The organism is Nocardia arseniciresistens (assembly GCF_046764875.1).
Classification (GTDB): domain Bacteria; phylum Actinomycetota; class Actinomycetes; order Mycobacteriales; family Mycobacteriaceae; genus Nocardia; species Nocardia arseniciresistens.
The window spans coordinates 63,139-78,875 of record NZ_JBKORD010000024.1 but is presented as its reverse complement, the minus strand read 5'-3'; the positions used below and the strand labels follow the sequence as shown (position 1 = coordinate 78,875).

15 protein-coding genes are annotated in these 15,737 nt (G+C 66.9%); 9 read left to right on the top strand and 6 right to left on the bottom strand.

Annotated elements, in window-relative coordinates; translation table 11 throughout:
* Positions 1-20 precede the first annotated feature (20 nt).
* Positions 21-1,055 carry an aldo/keto reductase gene (locus ACLMAJ_RS34295; protein ID WP_412018040.1) on the bottom strand — a complete coding sequence of 345 codons (1,035 nt, stop codon included), beginning with the start codon at positions 1,053-1,055 and terminating at the stop codon, positions 21-23.
* A gap of 82 nt (positions 1,056-1,137) precedes the next feature.
* Here ACLMAJ_RS34295 and ACLMAJ_RS34290 point away from each other — a divergent pair, with 82 nt between their 5' ends.
* The gene (locus ACLMAJ_RS34290; protein WP_412018039.1) at positions 1,138-1,758 is read left to right on the top strand and encodes a TetR/AcrR family transcriptional regulator; all 621 of its coding nucleotides are present in this window, start codon (positions 1,138-1,140) and stop codon (positions 1,756-1,758) included.
* 160 nt (positions 1,759-1,918) lie between these two features.
* Complete coding sequence (locus ACLMAJ_RS34285) at positions 1,919-2,143, top strand: hypothetical protein (RefSeq protein ID WP_412018038.1); 225 nt, start codon at positions 1,919-1,921, stop codon at positions 2,141-2,143.
* 57 nt (positions 2,144-2,200) lie between these two features.
* Here ACLMAJ_RS34285 and menD read toward each other — a convergent pair whose 3' ends face one another.
* The 3 genes from menD to ACLMAJ_RS34270 all read right to left on the bottom strand — a co-directional run bounded on the left by menD (position 2,201) and on the right by ACLMAJ_RS34270 (position 5,206).
* Positions 2,201-3,844 (bottom strand): 2-succinyl-5-enolpyruvyl-6-hydroxy-3-cyclohexene-1-carboxylic-acid synthase, encoded by a 1,644-nt coding sequence (gene menD, locus ACLMAJ_RS34280; protein WP_412018037.1) that lies wholly within the window; start codon positions 3,842-3,844, stop codon positions 2,201-2,203.
* A gap of 172 nt (positions 3,845-4,016) precedes the next feature.
* Positions 4,017-4,463, bottom strand: coding sequence for a DUF6918 family protein (locus ACLMAJ_RS34275; RefSeq protein ID WP_412018036.1), 447 nt, complete (start codon positions 4,461-4,463; stop codon positions 4,017-4,019).
* Between the two features lie 86 nt (positions 4,464-4,549).
* The gene (locus ACLMAJ_RS34270; protein ID WP_412018035.1) at positions 4,550-5,206 is read right to left on the bottom strand and encodes a PaaI family thioesterase; all 657 of its coding nucleotides are present in this window, start codon (positions 5,204-5,206) and stop codon (positions 4,550-4,552) included.
* Positions 5,207-5,320: 114 nt separating this feature from the next.
* Between ACLMAJ_RS34270 and ACLMAJ_RS34265 the strand changes: the two genes are divergently transcribed.
* The 5 genes from ACLMAJ_RS34265 (at position 5,321) to ACLMAJ_RS34245 (ending at position 10,098) form a co-directional block, all read left to right on the top strand.
* On the top strand, positions 5,321-6,214 hold the full coding sequence (locus ACLMAJ_RS34265; protein ID WP_412018034.1) for a 1,4-dihydroxy-2-naphthoyl-CoA synthase: 894 nt from the start codon (positions 5,321-5,323) through the stop codon (positions 6,212-6,214).
* 35 nt (positions 6,215-6,249) lie between these two features.
* On the top strand, positions 6,250-6,642 hold the full coding sequence (locus tag ACLMAJ_RS34260) for a VOC family protein (RefSeq protein ID WP_412018033.1): 393 nt from the start codon (positions 6,250-6,252) through the stop codon (positions 6,640-6,642).
* Positions 6,643-7,005: 363 nt separating this feature from the next.
* Complete coding sequence (gene menE / locus ACLMAJ_RS34255) at positions 7,006-8,142, top strand: o-succinylbenzoate--CoA ligase (protein ID WP_412018075.1); 1,137 nt, start codon at positions 7,006-7,008, stop codon at positions 8,140-8,142.
* Positions 8,143-8,278: 136 nt separating this feature from the next.
* A complete protein-coding gene (locus ACLMAJ_RS34250) occupies positions 8,279-9,262 on the top strand; it encodes an ATP-binding cassette domain-containing protein (protein ID WP_412018032.1) in 984 nt (327 codons plus the stop codon).
* The gene (locus tag ACLMAJ_RS34245; protein ID WP_412018031.1) at positions 9,259-10,098 is read left to right on the top strand and encodes an ABC transporter permease; all 840 of its coding nucleotides are present in this window, start codon (positions 9,259-9,261) and stop codon (positions 10,096-10,098) included. The genes ACLMAJ_RS34250 and ACLMAJ_RS34245 overlap by 4 nt, the downstream gene beginning before the upstream one ends.
* 85 nt (positions 10,099-10,183) lie before the next feature.
* Here the strand turns inward: ACLMAJ_RS34245 and ACLMAJ_RS34240 are convergent, their stop codons facing one another.
* Positions 10,184-13,735 (bottom strand): AfsR/SARP family transcriptional regulator, encoded by a 3,552-nt coding sequence (locus ACLMAJ_RS34240; protein ID WP_412018030.1) that lies wholly within the window; start codon positions 13,733-13,735, stop codon positions 10,184-10,186.
* A 112-nt stretch (positions 13,736-13,847) separates the two neighbouring features.
* Here ACLMAJ_RS34240 and ACLMAJ_RS34235 point away from each other — a divergent pair, with 112 nt between their 5' ends.
* A complete protein-coding gene (locus ACLMAJ_RS34235; protein WP_412018029.1) occupies positions 13,848-14,303 on the top strand; it encodes an SRPBCC family protein in 456 nt (151 codons plus the stop codon).
* Between the two features lie 45 nt (positions 14,304-14,348).
* A complete protein-coding gene (locus ACLMAJ_RS34230; protein ID WP_412018028.1) occupies positions 14,349-15,221 on the top strand; it encodes a 1,4-dihydroxy-2-naphthoate polyprenyltransferase in 873 nt (290 codons plus the stop codon).
* A 122-nt stretch (positions 15,222-15,343) separates the two neighbouring features.
* Here the strand turns inward: ACLMAJ_RS34230 and ACLMAJ_RS34225 are convergent, their stop codons facing one another.
* The gene (locus tag ACLMAJ_RS34225) at positions 15,344-15,727 is read right to left on the bottom strand and encodes a phage holin family protein (protein WP_412018027.1); all 384 of its coding nucleotides are present in this window, start codon (positions 15,725-15,727) and stop codon (positions 15,344-15,346) included.
* Positions 15,728-15,737 lie beyond the last annotated feature (10 nt).

Below are 15,737 nucleotides of genomic sequence, written 5' to 3'. Positions count from 1 at the left end.
GTTCGACACGCTGATTTCGCTTACACCGCAGGCGGGTTGAGGCGAGCGAAGTCCGCGAGGCGGTAGTAGGGGTAGTACGGGTACGGCTGCGTGGTCGCACTCGCTTTGTCGAGCCGGGCGATCTGGTCGGCGGTGAGCTGCCAGCCGACCGCGCCGAGGTTCTGGCGCAGCTGTTCTTCGTTGCGGGCACCGACGATGACTGTCGACACAGTGGGACGGCTCAGCAGCCAGTTGAGTGCGATCTGCGGAACCGTCTTGCCGGTTTCCTCGGCGAGCTCGTCGAGGACGTCGACGACGTTGTAGAGGATCTCGTCGTCGACCGGAGGTCCCGCCTGGGCCGTCTGATGCAGTCGGCTGCCGTCCGGAAGCGGCTGTCCGCGGCGGATTTTGCCGGTCAGCCTGCCCCAGCCGAGCGGACTCCACACCACGGCGCCGACACCCTGATCCTGACCGAGTGGCATCAGCTCCCACTCGTAGTCGCGACCGACCAACGAGTAGTACACCTGGTGCGCGATGTAGCGGGTCACGCCGTTACGGTCGGCAGCGGCAAGGGATTTCATCAGCTGCCAACCGGCGAAGTTGGAGGCGCCGAGGTAACGGATCTTGCCCGCACGCACCAGATCGTCCAGTGCGGCAAGGACTTCCTCGACAGGAGTGTGCGCGTCGAAGGCATGCAATTGGAACAGGTCGATGTAGTCGGTGCCGAGCCTGCGCAGCGAACCCTCGACCGCGCTGATGAGCCTGGCCCGGCCGGAACCCGCGTCATAGGGGCCAGGGCCGGTCGGCAGGCCGGCCTTCGTCGAGAGCAGCAGCTGATCGCGCCTGCCCTTGATGGCCGCGCCGAGCACCTCCTCGGAGGCTCCTTCGGAGTAGACGTCGGCCGTGTCGAACATGGTGACGCCCGCCTCCAGGCTGATGTCCACCATGTGCCGTGCCTGTTCGGCATCGGTATCTCCCCAGGCGCTGAAGAGTTCACCTCGTCCACCGAAGGTGCCCGCGCCGAAGCTCAAGGCCGGGACGAGCAAACCTGATGCGCCGAGCCGCCGGTACTCCATGATGACTCCTAAAGGGTCTATAGTTCCGTTAACATGGTTGACAGTACACCCGATGCGACATAAACGAAACTGGAGTCCCGTTATGACCCCCGAAGAGCTCACCCCCGGCTCGGTTCGCCCCGGTGGGCGCACCGCACGCGTGCGGGAAGCCGTGCTGCAAGCGGCGGGAGATCTGCTGGCCGAACGCGGCTTCTTCCACCTCGATCTCGCCGAGGTGGCCGCTCGGGCCGAGGTCGGCAAGACCACCGCCTACCGACGCTGGCGCACACCTACCGGCTTGGTCATCGACCTGCTCGCGGACATGGCGGACCAGTCGCTTCCACACGCCGACACCGGCTCGCTGCTCGGCGACCTCACCGCCAACGCACAGCTGGTGGCAGAGACATTGACCGATCCACGCCAAGGACGGGTCTTCCAGGCCGTCATCTCCGCCGCCACCTGCGACGACGTAGCCGCCACCGCCCTGCACCGCTTCTATGACATCCGCCTCACCGAATGGGCTCCCTGCGTGCACAACGCGATCACCCGCGGCGAGGCGCCCGATGGCACCGACGCACGCGCGGTCCTGTCCGCGGTCTCGGCGCCGCTCTACTACCGCCTGCTTGCCTCGGGGGACCCTATCGACGACCTCGCCGCGTCCACGGCCGCCAGAGCCGCAGCGAGCGCAGCGGCGGCGGGACTGTTCGTGACTGTTGTCGAATAGTTCGCCCGCACCCCGCGAAGGGAGCCGGTGCGGCCGAGGGCGAGTGGCAGCGGGGTTGCCGCAGCGGCGACAGCGGAGCATCCTCGATGCTGTCCGACTGTTGTCCGCCTCCGTCCTGGGTAACCCCATGTGGGAGGCACCAGCGGAGAGGAACGAACACATGACCGATCGCAGCAGGTCCGACGCCATCGACATGGTTCCCGAAGCCGATCTCGTCGAGCAATCAGTACCGGCCTATCCGGACGATGACGTGGAGGAGACCGACGAAAAGGAGATTGCCGCAGCGGTCGATAGGGACGCGTTGAGCGCGGACCCGGCCGACGTTATCGAGCAATCGATTCCGGAGCCACTCGACAACGACCACCAATTCGGCCCCGCCTACTGACGCACTGGCCGAATCCACCGCGCTGTTCGGCTCACCTCGGCGCGGTCGGAAGCTTGCTCACGGCGCGATCTTGGCGCGCATGGTGGCGTGCAGTTCGCGCAGGCTCGACCGTTCGGTCGCCACCTCCAGGACCCGTGTTCCGTGTGCCTGGCCGCTCAGCTCGACGGCCAACTGCTCGGGATCGACCTGGCGGTGCGGAATGCGGTACGCGGCGCACAGCGCGGCGAGATCCATACCGTGCGGGGTGCCGAACACCCGCTCGAAGACCCCGGCGTACTGCGGATCGCCCTGCTCGAGCAGTTCGAAGATGCCGCCGCCGTCGTCGTTGGCGACCACGATGGTGAGGTCGGCAGGGCGCGGCTCGCCACGGCCGATCAGCAGGCCGGAGGCGTCGTGCAAGAAGGTGAGGTCGCCCATCAGTGCGATGGTGCGGCCTTCGTGATGCAGCGCGGCGCCCACGGCGGCGGAGACGGTGCCGTCGATGCCCGCGACACCGCGGTTGGACAGCACCCGGACACCGGGCCTCGGGCGCGAGACAAGGGCCGCGTCGCGGACCGGGTTGGACGCGCCGAGTAGCAGCTGATCACCCGGACGCAGCGCGTCCATCACCACCGCGGCCACGTGCAGGCCGGTCGCCTTCGGGTGCGTGGCGAGTTCGGCCCGCACCACTTCGATCGCGCGCGCGTCGAGTTCCTTGCAGTGCGCCAGCCATTCCGGGCGCGGCGCGCCGGTGACCACCCCACGGGTGCCGGTACCGACGACATTGCCGGAGACATCGGGCCAGCGCGGCCCGGTGGTCAACGCGAACACAGTGACGTCGGGATCGGCGAGGACCCGTGCGACCTGGCGATGCAGGGTCGGACGTCCGGTGATGACGGCCTGGCGGGGCTTCAGCAGCGGCAGCGCCAACGGGTGCAACGAGGGGCCGTGCATGGGGGCGGTCGGCTCGGCGACAGTCGGCAACGCGGCCAATTCCGGCCGCAGCCCGGCGCCGTGTCCGGAGATCACGACGGTGTCGGGAGTCAGGTCGATGTCGAGCGGCACGTCGAGCGTCGCGTACTGGGTAAGCGTCCACGCTCGGCCGGCAGCGCGCCCCTCGGGCGCGGACTCACCCGGCGCGAGGTCCGGCACCAGCGGCTCGCGCAGCGGGATGTCGAAATGCACCGGACCCGCGTTGCCGGAGCGAGTGCCACGGGCCGCGGCGAGCACCCGGCAGACCGCCGAGCGCCACAGGCTGTTCTGATGCCCGTAGGGCGCGCAGTCGGCGTTGGCCGATTCGTCCTCGGCAAGGCCGAGGCTGATGGTGGCACGGACCTGGCTACCGAACAGGCCGAGCTGTTCCACCGTTTGGTTGGCGCCGGAGCCGAGCATCTCGTATGGCCGGTTGGCGCTGAGTACGACAAGGGGCACCCGCGCGTAGTTGGCCTCCAGCACCGCGGGACCGAGATTGGCCACAGCGGTTCCCGAGGTCATCACCACCGGAACCGGAAGCATGCTGGCGACCGCGAGTCCGACGGCGAGGAATCCCGCGGTCCGCTCGTCGATGCGCATATGCAGCCGGAGCACGCCCGCCGCGTCGGCCGCCTGCAGCGCGAAGGCCAGCGGCGCGTTCCGCGAACCAGGGCACAGAACCACGTCTCGCACGCCTCCGCGCGCGAGTTCGTCGACGACCACCCGCGCTTGTGCTGTAGACGGATTCACGACTCCAGCCTCTCAGACAGTTGTCCCGACGTCTCCGTCACCCTGCTCACACACAGGCGTTCGAAGGGGGGTCGCCGCCCGCGTCCACCACCGGACGCGGGCGGCGCAGATGCGCACACACTCCGTCATCGGCGCTGCCGATGACGGTGGTGTGCGACACGCGTTGTCGAATTCAGTTGGCGTGCTTCTGAACCAGGTCGCCCAGCCGAGGCAGGGCCTCGATGACGTTCTTCTTCGCTGAGGAACGCATCGAGGAGTAGACCTTCTTCAGCGCCGGCCTGGTCGAGGAGTCGGCACGCTCGTCGGTGACCGTGAGCAACGCCTCGGCGACCTCGTCGGACTTGGCGACCAGCAGATCGGCGAACTTGCCGGTGCCGCCGGCCGTGTACTCCTGCCAGAACGGCTCCAATTGCGCGATGAGCTTGGGCGCCAACGACTCCAGACCGTCGGGCACGATGGACGGGCTGATCTTCTTGACCGCTGCGTATCCACCCTTAACTGCCAGGCCAGACGCACCACCCTTGTCCGACACCTCGGCGTCCAGAACCTCCTTGGCGTCGGCAAGGAAGGCCGTGCGCTTGGCGTCGTCGAGCAGGGATTCAGACAGTGCTGCAACCACTTTCAGGTTCCTCCGGATCGATGTCGATGAACGAGCGTTGGCAACTATACGCACTGGTGCGGAAGGTCACACGGCACTCACCCGGCTCAGGGTTGCCACGGCAACAACTGCACCATCAAACCTTCACAATCCGCGAGCACTTCGCCCTGGTCATCGAGCAGCTCCGCGGTGATGAAAGTCTTGCGTCCCTCGATCCGATCGACGCGCCCGCACACCGTGAGCGGAGTCTCCAGTGGAGTGATTTTTCGGTAGTTGACGTGCAGATATGCGGTGCGGCTTATGGGTCTGCCCGCATAGTGCACGATCATCCCGAGCAGGTCGTCGAACAGCAGCGGCAGCACGCCGCCGTGCGCGGCGCCGTTGCCGCCGAGGTGGAAGCGACGGAATTCACCGGTCATCCGAATTCCGTCGGGTCCGGCCTCGGACACCTGCCACGGCAGCAGCAAAAGGCTGCCGCGCCCTGGCAATTGGACCGCGCGGCCCGCGGGGCCCTGGAGTTCTGGCGCGCGATGCGGCTCGAGCAGCTCGATCAGCTGTCGGGCTTGCCCGAGTGCTTCACCGAAGACTTCGTCGGTGGCGTCGACGGAGACGGCCAGGTCTTGCAGCGTGCGCATCGCCTCGACGAACGGCCCGAAGTTGGCCCCGATCGTCGCGCGCGAGACCTTGGGAAAGCCGCCGTGCTTCTCGTACCGAGACTCATCCACCGCACTCCGGTCGATAACCGGTTCCACTCGCTCACTCATACCTGCACGGTAACGCGTAGCTTTACACCGTCAAGTCGAACAATCCGATGACCGGGCCTCGCCCGTGGGAAGTCGCTGGCAACCGCTACAAGGGCGAGAGCGATAATCACTGGCGTGACGTTCAATCCGAAGCTGTGGCGACCCGTTCCCGGGTTCGAGAACCTGACCGACATCACCTACCACCGGCATATCGATCAAGGCACCGTCCGCGTCGCGTTCGATCGCCCTGAGGTGCGCAATGCGTTCCGGCCCAACACCGTCGACGAGCTCTATCGCGCGCTCGACCACGCCAGGATGACCCCCGACGTCGGCGCCGTGCTGCTCACCGGCAACGGACCGGCGCCGAAGGACGGCGTCTGGGCCTTCTGCTCCGGTGGTGACCAGCGCATTCGCGGCCGCAACGGTTACCAGTACGCCAGCGGCGAGACCGCGGACACGGTGGACAAGGCCCGCGCAGGCCGGCTGCACATCCTCGAAGTGCAGCGGCTGATCCGCTTCATGCCGAAGGTGGTCATCGCACTCGTCAACGGCTGGGCCGCGGGCGGCGGGCACAGCCTGCACGTGGTCTGCGACCTCACGCTGGCCAGTCGCGAACACGCCCAGTTCAAGCAGACCGACGCAGATGTCGGCAGCTTCGACGGCGGTTACGGCAGCGCCTATCTCGCGAAAATGGTCGGCCAGAAATTCGCACGGGAGATCTTCTTCCTCGGCCGCCCGTACACCGCCGAGGAAATGCACCAGATGGGCGCGGTGAACAAGGTTGTCGATCACGCCGAACTGGAAAATGTCGCACTGGAATGGACTGCCGATATCAACGGCAAATCCCCGCAGGCCCAGCGCATGCTGAAATACGCCTTCAATCTGGTCGACGACGGCCTGGTCGGCCAGCAGCTCTTCGCTGGTGAAGCCACCCGCCTCGCCTACATGACCGACGAGGCCGTCGAAGGGCGCGACTCGTTCCTGGAAAAGCGGAAACCGGACTGGACACCGTATCCCTGGTACTTCTGACCGCTTTATAGGACCAATCGGACAGATGGTGTGAAATGGACATTCTGAGCAGTCGGATAATCCTGCGCCCTGCTGACCATCCGAAAACGCTCGCGTTCTATCGGGACGGACTCCAGCTCGCCATTGCCAGGGAATATCCGGGCGGCACGGTTTTCTTCGCTGGACAGTCGCTGATAGAGGTCGCCGCGCACGGCGGAACCGGAAGTTCGGCGGCCTTCAGCGGCGCGATCTGGCTACAGGTCCGCGATGTCTCCGATGCCGCCGCCGAGCTGACGCGCAACGGGATCCCGGTCGAACGACCGCCGGTGCGCGAGCCATGGGGCCTGATCGAGATGTGGGTGCGCGATCCGGACGGGGTGCCGATCGTGCTCGTCGAAGTGCCCGCCGAGCATCCGATCCGGCGAGATTCACGCAGGTCACCGGACTGACGGCCACATAGCACGCGCTACGGTATCGCCGGCCCGAGTTGCCAATGCCGAGCCCTGCGAGGACGATGACGATCGCGTGGCTACCCGACCGCCGATGTCCGGGCCCGCCGCCGTGTACCCCGTCCGACGAGTGAATCGCAGTCTCGATGCCTGGCGTACCGAACCCCTTTTCCGCGCGGCGAACACACCCCCTCGCGCGTCGATCCAGCAAACCGACCCGTTCCGCGTGTGGCGTCGCGGGCATGACACGATCAAGTTCGTGAGGGAGCGGAGCGAGCGAGCCATGAGCACTGCGCCTGTGGGCACGACAGAGCCGAGCGTCAGCGAGGTGGGGTCGTGAGCACCACCCTGCGGACTTTGCCGATGCCGACCGGATCCCGGGTCGGTGACGTGCTGCCACACCTGCGAGAAGCGTTGGAGGGGAACGGGCCCGCGTGGCTGCCGATTCCCACCAGTGACCGTCGTGAGGCCCAGCGGCTCAATGACGCACTCTCGCCCGGCGAGCAGATCGAGGACGGCGTCGCGCTCGTGGTGACCACCTCGGGCACCACCGGTGTCCCCAAGGGCGCGATGCTCGGCGCCTCCGCATTGCTGGCCAGCGGCGCGGCGACCCACGAACGGCTCGGTGGGCCCGGCAGCTGGTTACTTGCCCTGCCGACCCATCACATCGCAGGCATCCAGGTGCTGCTGCGCAGCATCCAGGCCGGTACCGAACCCACCGTTCTCGACGTCTCCGGCGGCTTCCTTCCCGAAGCTCTCGCCGGCGCCGTCTCGAGCATGCGCGGGCCACGTCGCTACACCGCGCTGGTACCGACCCAGCTGGTCAAGGCACTCGATACACCCATCGCGTCGGCCGCACTGGCCGAACTGGACGCGGTGCTGGTCGGTGGCGCCGCCACCCCGCTTCCGCTCTACGAACGCGCGAAAGCCGCCGGTATCAACGTCGTTCGCACCTATGGCATGAGTGAAACTTGCGGCGGGTGCGTGTACGACGGTGTTCCGCTCGCAGGCACCGAGGTGCGCATCGAGGACGGCCGCGTGCTGCTGGGCGGAGCCATGATCGCGGTGGGCTACCGCAAGCAGCCGGATCATCCCGCATTCGCCGAACCGGGCTGGTTCCGCACCGAAGACGCGGGCACCTACGACGACGGCGTGCTCAGCATCACCGGCCGCCTCGACGCGGCGATCATGACCGGCGGCCTGCTGGTGATCCCGCAGGTGGTGGAGGCCGTGCTCGGAACGCACCCATCGATCAGCGAATGCGTGGTGCTCGGGCTGCCCGACGAACGACTGGGACAGCGCGTCGCTGTCGTGGTCGTACCGGTCGCCGGAACGACGCCGACCCTGGAGGAGCTGCGCGAGCACGTCGTGCGCGAGCTGGATTCCATCGCGGCGCCGCGCGAATTGGCGCTGCTCGACGAGCTGCCCCTGCTCGGCCCAGGCAAGCCCAATCGCGCCAAGCTGCGCGCGCACCTGCTTGCCGAGTCGACGCACCGGTAGCTCACACCAGGCCCGAACCCGCCAACTCGTCCCCGTCGGTCCAGGTCCTCGGCTTGCAAGCACGTGCATGCCGCCGCAAGTGAGCGCGACATCGTCGTGCAAGGGCCGTGCAAGACCGGCCCGCCACAGTCTGTGTATGACTTCTTTCGCACCAACTTCAGCGCTCGCCGTAGAGGCGGACGGCCTGGTCAAGGTGTTCGGGGAACAGCGTGCCGTCGACGGTGTGAGCCTTGCGGTTCCGCAGGGCTCGGTATACGGCGTGCTCGGACCGAACGGCGCAGGCAAAACCACCACCATCAAAATGCTGGCCACCCTGTTGCGGCCGGACGGCGGCAGCGCGCGGATCTTCGGCCGTGACGTTGTCGCGGAGCCGACGGCCGTGCGCTCCCTCGTCGGCGTCACCGGGCAGTACGCCTCGGTCGACGAGGACCTCTCGGCCACCGAGAACCTGATCATCTTTTCTCGTCTGCTCGGCCTGAGCCGGGTCGACGCCCGCCGTAAGGCCGCCGAGCTGCTCGAGGAATTCGACCTGACCGAAGCGGCGAGCAAGCCGCTGAAGAACTTCTCCGGCGGCATGCGCCGACGCCTCGACCTGGCCGCCAGCCTGATCGCGACGCCGCCGCTGCTTTTCCTCGACGAGCCGACGACCGGCCTCGACCCGCGCACCCGCGCCCAGATGTGGGAGACCATCCGCCGCCTCGTCCGCGAGGGCGCGACGGTGCTGCTCACCACCCAGTACCTGGATGAGGCCGACCAGCTCGCCGACCGGGTCGCCGTTATCGACCACGGCAAAGTGATCGCCGACGGCACCACCGACGAGCTCAAGGCCTCAGTCGGCGGCTCCTCGTTGCACCTGACGCTCGTCGATCGAGCTCAGCTCGATGAGGCCCGCCGCGTCGTCGGCGACTTCCTCGACACCGAGGTGCAGATCACGCCGGAGACCGGTCGGCTGACGGCACCGCTCGACGACACCGGTATGACCGCCGATCTGCTGATTCGCCTGCGCGAGTGGGAGATCGCGGTCGACGAGATCACCGTAAGCAAGCCGACCCTCGACGAGGTCTTCCTCACCATCACCGGCCACCCGGCCGACGACGACACAGAACGGAGCGCGGCATGACAACCATTACCGCACCGAGCCCCACCGCGCAGCCGACGGCGCCCACCGCGATTCCCGAGGTCAGCAATAAGATCAGCCTCCGGCAGACCGCTTCGACCTCGCTCACGATGGCCTACCGCGGCATCTTGAAGATCAAGCACAACCCCGAGCAGCTCTTCGATGTGACGGTGCAGCCGATCCTGTTCACCGCGCTGTTCGCCTACATCTTCGGCGGTGCCATCGGCGGCAACGTCAGCAACTATCTACCGGTCCTTATCCCCGGCATCTTGGTGCAGACGGTGATCCTGACTTCGGTCGTGACCGGCACCCAGTTGCGTGAGGATATGGACAAGGGCGTCTTCGACCGGTTCAAATCCCTTCCCATCGCACGTATCTCGGCACTGGCGGGTGCGTTGGTCGCCGACATGGTGCGCTACGTCCTCGCGACCACCCTGACCATCCTGGTCGGGCTCGCCATCGGCTATCGCCCGCAGGGCGGCGTTGTCGGCGTCTTGGTCGCCGGTGTCGTCATCGTGGTGTGCTCGTTCGCGGTCAGCTGGATCTGGGCGCTTGTCGGTGTCACCGGCAAGAGTGCCGCAGGCGTGCAGGGCATCTCGATGATGGTGATGTTCCCGCTGACCTTCATGTCCGGCGCCTTTGCCATGACGAGCACCATGCCCGGCTGGTTGCAGGGCATCAACCACGTGAACCCCGTCTACTACATGGTGAACGCGGCCCGTGCGCTGATGAACGGCAACGAGTACGGCGGCGACCTGGTCTACTCGCTGGTCGGTGCGGTGGTCGTGATCGCGATCTTCGCCCCGCTGAGCATCAAGGCGTACATGCGAAGGGCGTGAGCGCCGCACACCAACTGCCCGAATGTCGCGGTGGGAGACTCCGAGTCCCCACCGCGACTTTCGGCGTTCCGTGGCGACGATATTCTCAATCGTCGGTTATGCCCGACAATTCGCGCAGCAGTCGCAGAATCCGTTCCGCGGCGTCTCGCCGCCGCAATCCGGCAACAAGGCCGAGCGCTTCGTCCATTCGCTCGGCGCCGATCGCGGCCCGATGTAGCTCGTGGTGGCGGCGCAGCTCCGTCGATGGATAGTCTTGCCGCGCGACGACTTTGGTTGACAACGCGAGCAATTCCAAGCCGACGCTCGAACCCTGTTCGGTCGCAAGGTGATACGACCCGACCGCATTGGCGACCGCACCGATCTGTGGTAGATCGTAGAACTGGCCGAGGCGGCCGGCCGCGTGGCGAGCCAGAATGCGGACGATATCTTCGGCTGCCTCCGGTCGCCCGTGCAGGACACACGCGGCGATCGCCGCGCTCGAGGTCATCATGATGTCCGGTCCAGGCGTCGGCTCGTCCTCCGGCCATCCGTACAGTTCCAGCGACCGGCGATAGTGCCGAAATCCGGCCTCGATATCGCCCTCCGCCAGTTCCAGTTCCGCTAACGCGGAGACCACCGGCGCCAAGCGATGGTTGCGCCGGATGCCCGGGTCGTCGATCGGCGCATGTGCCTGGTCAGCATCCGAAGACCCGGTGGCGAACCCGAGCTCCTTCCTGGCCTGCTCTAGCTCGCCCATGCCGACCAGCGACACCGCAAGCAGGCAGCGCATTTCGACGACTTCCTCGTGCGCACGCAACTCCCGCATGAGTTCAGCGGTCCTTCGGTAGTACCCCATCGAGTCGGCGTAGCGCGCGGTCTGCCCGGCGAGTTGACCGAGATGCTGCGAAATCATCGCCGTTCCCCAGACGTCGCTGTCTTCCACAAGGCGAAGGGCGGCCAACGCATCCTGAGTGGAGCCATAGACCTGACCAGCGTTCTCCCTGACATTCGCGCGCATGAAGTATGCCGCGGCGCGAACGTCTGGATCCGCCGACCGCACGGCGTCAGCGAACAGTCTGGCCATCCCCGCACCCGAGGTTTTCGCGCACGCCGATACCCCGAGGAATCGCGCGCCGCTATTGAGATCGATAGCGGTGCTGAGCAATCGACGTGTCCGCGCTCGCACTGTTCCCATCGCGCGCAGGTCGTTGCCCATGTACACCAGGTGCAGACCGGTCACCAGATGCGAGAACATCTGCAAGTCGGCGACAAGACCGCGTGCCCGGCCGGGTTCGGGCGCCAGCGTAATAACTCTGCGCGCCCAACCGCTCAGCTCCATGTGCGCGCCGCGCATCACCCACAGCGTCGCCACCACCGGGAAAACCCGATATACGGTGCGTGCGTCTCTGCGCTCGAGCGCGTACCGGAGCACCGCGACGAGATTGTCCAAATCCGCCGCGACCGCCAGCACCGTGGACACCTGCGCGTCGGTCCGGTATCGCCGCGCCGCAGTGAGCGAAAAGTCACGAGCCCAGCGCGACATTCGATCCATCACCAGTAGGCGCTCGTCGACCGCGCCCGGAACCCCCGCCGCCGCTTCGGATCCGGTCAGCGTGAGCTGTTCCTCGCCGAATTCGCGGACCGTCTCCAACATCCGATATCGCGTCCCGATGAGACCTTCGGCGTCCTCCAGCACGGTGAGCAGCGACTGGCTCACCAGCCCGTCCACGGCCGTCGGCACGTCGTCGACGTCGGGCCCGCCCGCCACCACCTCCGCGGCCGCGAGGGTGAACCCGGCCGGGAACCGGCACAGCCTGCGCAATGCAATCTGCTGCGGCTCTTCGAGCAGGTTCCAGCTCCATGCGATCACCGCGTGCAGGGTCCGGTGCCGCTCCGGTGACGAGCGATCTCCACTGCGCAGCAAGGCGAAACGATGCTCGAGCCTGGTCTCGATCTCCTCGACGCTCATGGTCCGCACCCGCGCGGCCGCCAGCTCGATCGCCAGCGGCAGCCCGTCCAGCGTCCCGCACAGCCGCGCAACCACCTCCGGCTCCAGCCGCACCGTCGGGCGCACCGCACGCGCTCTGGCCATGAAGAGATCGGTGGCAGGTGATCCACCCGCGTCGATTGCCAAGGGCAACAACGGATATACCGTCTCAGCGGTGATCGCCAGCGGTGCCCGGCTGGTGGTGAGCACGCTGAGCTGATCACAGCTGCCGACCAGATCGGCGACGACCTCGGCCACCGCGTCGATCAGGTGCTCACAGTTGTCCAGGATCAACAGCATCGGACGGGCCGAGAGCGCATCCCGAAGTCTGCGACCGGCATTCACCGGGCGTGCCGGGCGCAATAGCGCCGACTCACGGACGATCTCACCGAGACCGAGCATCGTGCTGATCGCGGCCTCGATATCGGCGCGCGGATCGGCATCGGGGCCGGCATCGGCGCGTACCGAGGCCAGCTCTACCAGCACCACCGGCTCGGCGCGCGCCACCCGAGCACCCAATTCATTGGCGACCCTGGTCTTTCCGGTGCCGCCGGGACCGAGCACGGTCGTCACCCGCGAGCGATGCAGCAGCGCCGCGAGCGCTTCCAGATCGGCGGCACGACCGAGCAGCGCGTTGGGGGGCGCACGCAATCCGATCGCCGCGACGGCGCTCGGAGATCGGACCGGATCGGTGATCTGGGCCGCCGAATTCCGTAGGTCTCCGGTCGCCGAGTCGGCCGCGGCGGAGTCCGTCGCCGACCCACTCGGCACAGCCCCGTCCGAGGTGCTGTTATGCGGCGACGACATCGGGTGATTCGAGCCGACGGCGAGACCAGGAACCGGATCTCCGCGCAGGATCGCGGTATTCAGTTCGACCAGCACAGACCCTGGATCGGCGCCGAGTTCTTCGACCAGTCGACCACGGATCGACGCGAAAACATCCAATGCCTCGTTGGACCGGCCCGCTGTGGCAAGCAGCCGCATCAACGTGGCGTGCGCGGCCTCGTCGAGCGGGTTGGCGGCGGCGGCGCGTCGGGTGATCGCTACCGCACCGTCGATGTCGCCTCCGGCTACCCGCGCGAAGACCTCAATGGTCTCGAGCTCGGCCAACCGCTGCGCTGCCGCAGTGCGTAGCTCGTCGGCCATCTCCCCGGCGGGCAGGTCCGCGCCGGGCTCACCTCGCCACAACGACCTGGCCCGCGCTACCGCGGCCGAACAACCGACGAGGTCGCCGGCCGCTTGACACCGCCGCGCCTCACGCACCAGTTCGTCGGCCAATGTCAGATCGACCTGATCGGCGCGCAAGATGAGCCGGTAGCCCGCGGGACCGATCTCCAGCGCACCCTCCGGCAGCCCGGACCGCAGTCGTGACACCTGCGTATGCAGCGCGTTCATCGGCGCGCGGGGCGGCTGCTCGCCCCACACATCCTCGATGAGGGCTTGCGCGCTGCGGCTGCGGCCGGGGTGTAGGGCAAGTGCCGCGAGCAGCAGCCGCGACCTGGCTCCCGGCAGTGCCGCGAGTGCACCGTTTCGGTGTAGCGCGATCTCGCCCAGCAGGGCCACTACGACCGATTCGCCTGCGGGCGTCGTCAAGGTTCGGCTGTCATGGCCGTTCTGATCAGGAAACATTCCGTGGTCATCGTATGCGAGCAACACGGACCAGGTCGTCATGGTTTTCGCCCCTGTTCCGGCCGGTCGGTCCCGGGCGTACCTCCGCCTGCGCTCCGGCCATGCGCGGGTCAAAGGACGAACTACGTCCGGCTGCGCCTATTAGGCTGAGCACATGGCTGAGTTCGAAGTAGTTCGGCAGGCCGTGATCACGGCCGAGCGCTCGCGTATTCATGGGCTGATCGATGACTTTCACGAGTGGACGCAGTGGTCGCCGTGGGAGGACCTCGATCCGCGATTGCAGCGGAGCTACACCGGGGCCGACGCCGGTGTAGGCGCCAAATATGCCTGGGACGGCAACCGCAAAGCCGGGCGCGGCAGCATGGAGATCACCTCCAGCGACGACCGCGAAATCGGTATCCGACTCGTGTTCGAGAAGCCGTTCAAGGCCACCAACCAGACCACCTTCGAGCTGAACCCGGTCGATGGCGGCACCGAGGTGGTGTGGCGGATGACCGGGCAGCACCAGGGCCTGATGGGGCTGATCGGAAAGGTGTTCCCGATCGACAACATGATCGGCAAGGATTTCGACAAGGGGCTCGTTCAACTGAAAGCGGCCGCCGAGGCGTAGTCCTACCGGACGGCCCCGCCCGGCCGCACCCGTTAGGCTGCCGACATGGCTACAGCAGCGCAATGGATCGAGGGCGCACGGCCCCGCACTCTGCCGAACGCGATCGCCCCTGTCATTGCCGGAACCGGCGCCGCCGCGTCCATCGATGGCGCGGTGTGGTGGAAAGCGATTCTCGCGCTGCTGGTTTCGCTTGCGCTGATCGTCGGGGTGAATTACGCCAACGACTACTCCGACGGTATCCGCGGCACCGATGACGTGCGCGTCGGCCCGCTGCGCCTGGTCGGACAGAAGCTCGCCTCGCCCGCAGCGGTCAAGAATGCCGCAATCATCAGCCTGGCGATCGGCGCGGTGTTCGGCCTGGTGCTCGTCGCGCTGACGGCATGGTGGCTGATCCTCGTCGGTGCCGCCTGCCTGGCCGGCGCGTGGTACTACACCGGCGGCAGCAAGCCCTATGGCTACAGCGGCTTCGGCGAGATCGCGGTCTTCGTGTTCTTCGGTCTGATCGGGGTGCTCGGCACCCAGTTCGTGCAGGCCGACAAGATCGACTGGGCCGGTGCGGTGCTCGCTGTCGCGGTCGGCTCGTTCTCCAGCGCGGTGCTCGTCGCGAACAACCTGCGCGATATCCCGACCGATACCGAGTCCGGGAAGGTCACGCTCGCGGTCAAACTGGGCGACCCGCGCACCCGCACACTGCATCTCGCGATGCTCGCGATCCCGTTCATCGCCACGCTGATCCTGGTGGCCAGGACCCCATGGGCCCTGGTCGGCCTGGTCGCGATCCCACTCGCGGTCCGCGCCAACGCGCCGGTCCGATCCGGCAAGGGCGGCCTGGAACTCATTCCCGCCCTCCGCGATTCGGGCCTTGCCCTGCTGCTCTGGTCGGTGGCAACCGCCATCGCCTTGGGGATCGCGGGCTGAGCGATATGTCGCGACTGCTTGCAGGTCGCTCGAAAGAACCAGCCCGCGCTCGGATGAGCGCGGGCATAGCGGATTTTGTCCGATGATGTGCGGCAGTCCGCCAGGGACTTCAGCGCACCGGGTCAGTCGTCGCCGTCCGGTACCAGGACGCCGAGCACCCAGTTGACCACCGAGACGATGAGGCCGCCCCAGACCGCGGCCCAGAAGCCGTCGACACGCAGGCCGTACTCGGTGGTTTCGGTGATCTTCGCGGTGAGCCACAGCATCAGCGCGTTGATCACCAACAGGAAAAGGCCGAGGGTGACGATCACCAGCGGCAGCGACAGTAGTTTGATGACCGGCTTGACCAGTGCGTTCACCACCGTGAAGATCGCGGCGATCACCAGCACGGTGATGATCTTCCCGGTGGTGCCGTCGTCCGGACTGATGATGTTGATCTTGTCGACCCAGGCGGCGGCCAGCCAGATGGCCACACCGTTGATGATCAACCGAATCAGAAGCTGCATGGCCCCATGC

Bases quoted from the DNA above. Each gene is read 5' to 3' on its own strand.
- ACLMAJ_RS34295 (WP_412018040.1), bottom strand. From the start codon at position 1,055: ATGGAGTACCGGCGGCTCGGCGCATCAGGTTTGCTCGTCCCGGCCTTG.
- ACLMAJ_RS34290 (WP_412018039.1), top strand. From the start codon at position 1,138: ATGACCCCCGAAGAGCTCACCCCCGGCTCGGTTCGCCCCGGTGGGCGC.
- ACLMAJ_RS34285 (WP_412018038.1), top strand. From the start codon at position 1,919: ATGACCGATCGCAGCAGGTCCGACGCCATCGACATGGTTCCCGAAGCC.
- ACLMAJ_RS34270 (WP_412018035.1), bottom strand. From the start codon at position 5,206: ATGAGTGAGCGAGTGGAACCGGTTATCGACCGGAGTGCGGTGGATGAG.
- ACLMAJ_RS34260 (WP_412018033.1), top strand. From the start codon at position 6,250: ATGGACATTCTGAGCAGTCGGATAATCCTGCGCCCTGCTGACCATCCG.
- menE (WP_412018075.1), top strand. From the start codon at position 7,006: ATGCCGACCGGATCCCGGGTCGGTGACGTGCTGCCACACCTGCGAGAA.
- ACLMAJ_RS34250 (WP_412018032.1), top strand. From the start codon at position 8,279: ATGACTTCTTTCGCACCAACTTCAGCGCTCGCCGTAGAGGCGGACGGC.
- ACLMAJ_RS34245 (WP_412018031.1), top strand. From the start codon at position 9,259: ATGACAACCATTACCGCACCGAGCCCCACCGCGCAGCCGACGGCGCCC.
- ACLMAJ_RS34240 (WP_412018030.1), bottom strand. From the start codon at position 13,735: ATGACGACCTGGTCCGTGTTGCTCGCATACGATGACCACGGAATGTTT.
- ACLMAJ_RS34235 (WP_412018029.1), top strand. From the start codon at position 13,848: ATGGCTGAGTTCGAAGTAGTTCGGCAGGCCGTGATCACGGCCGAGCGC.
- ACLMAJ_RS34230 (WP_412018028.1), top strand. From the start codon at position 14,349: ATGGCTACAGCAGCGCAATGGATCGAGGGCGCACGGCCCCGCACTCTG.
- ACLMAJ_RS34225 (WP_412018027.1), bottom strand. From the start codon at position 15,727: ATGCAGCTTCTGATTCGGTTGATCATCAACGGTGTGGCCATCTGGCTG.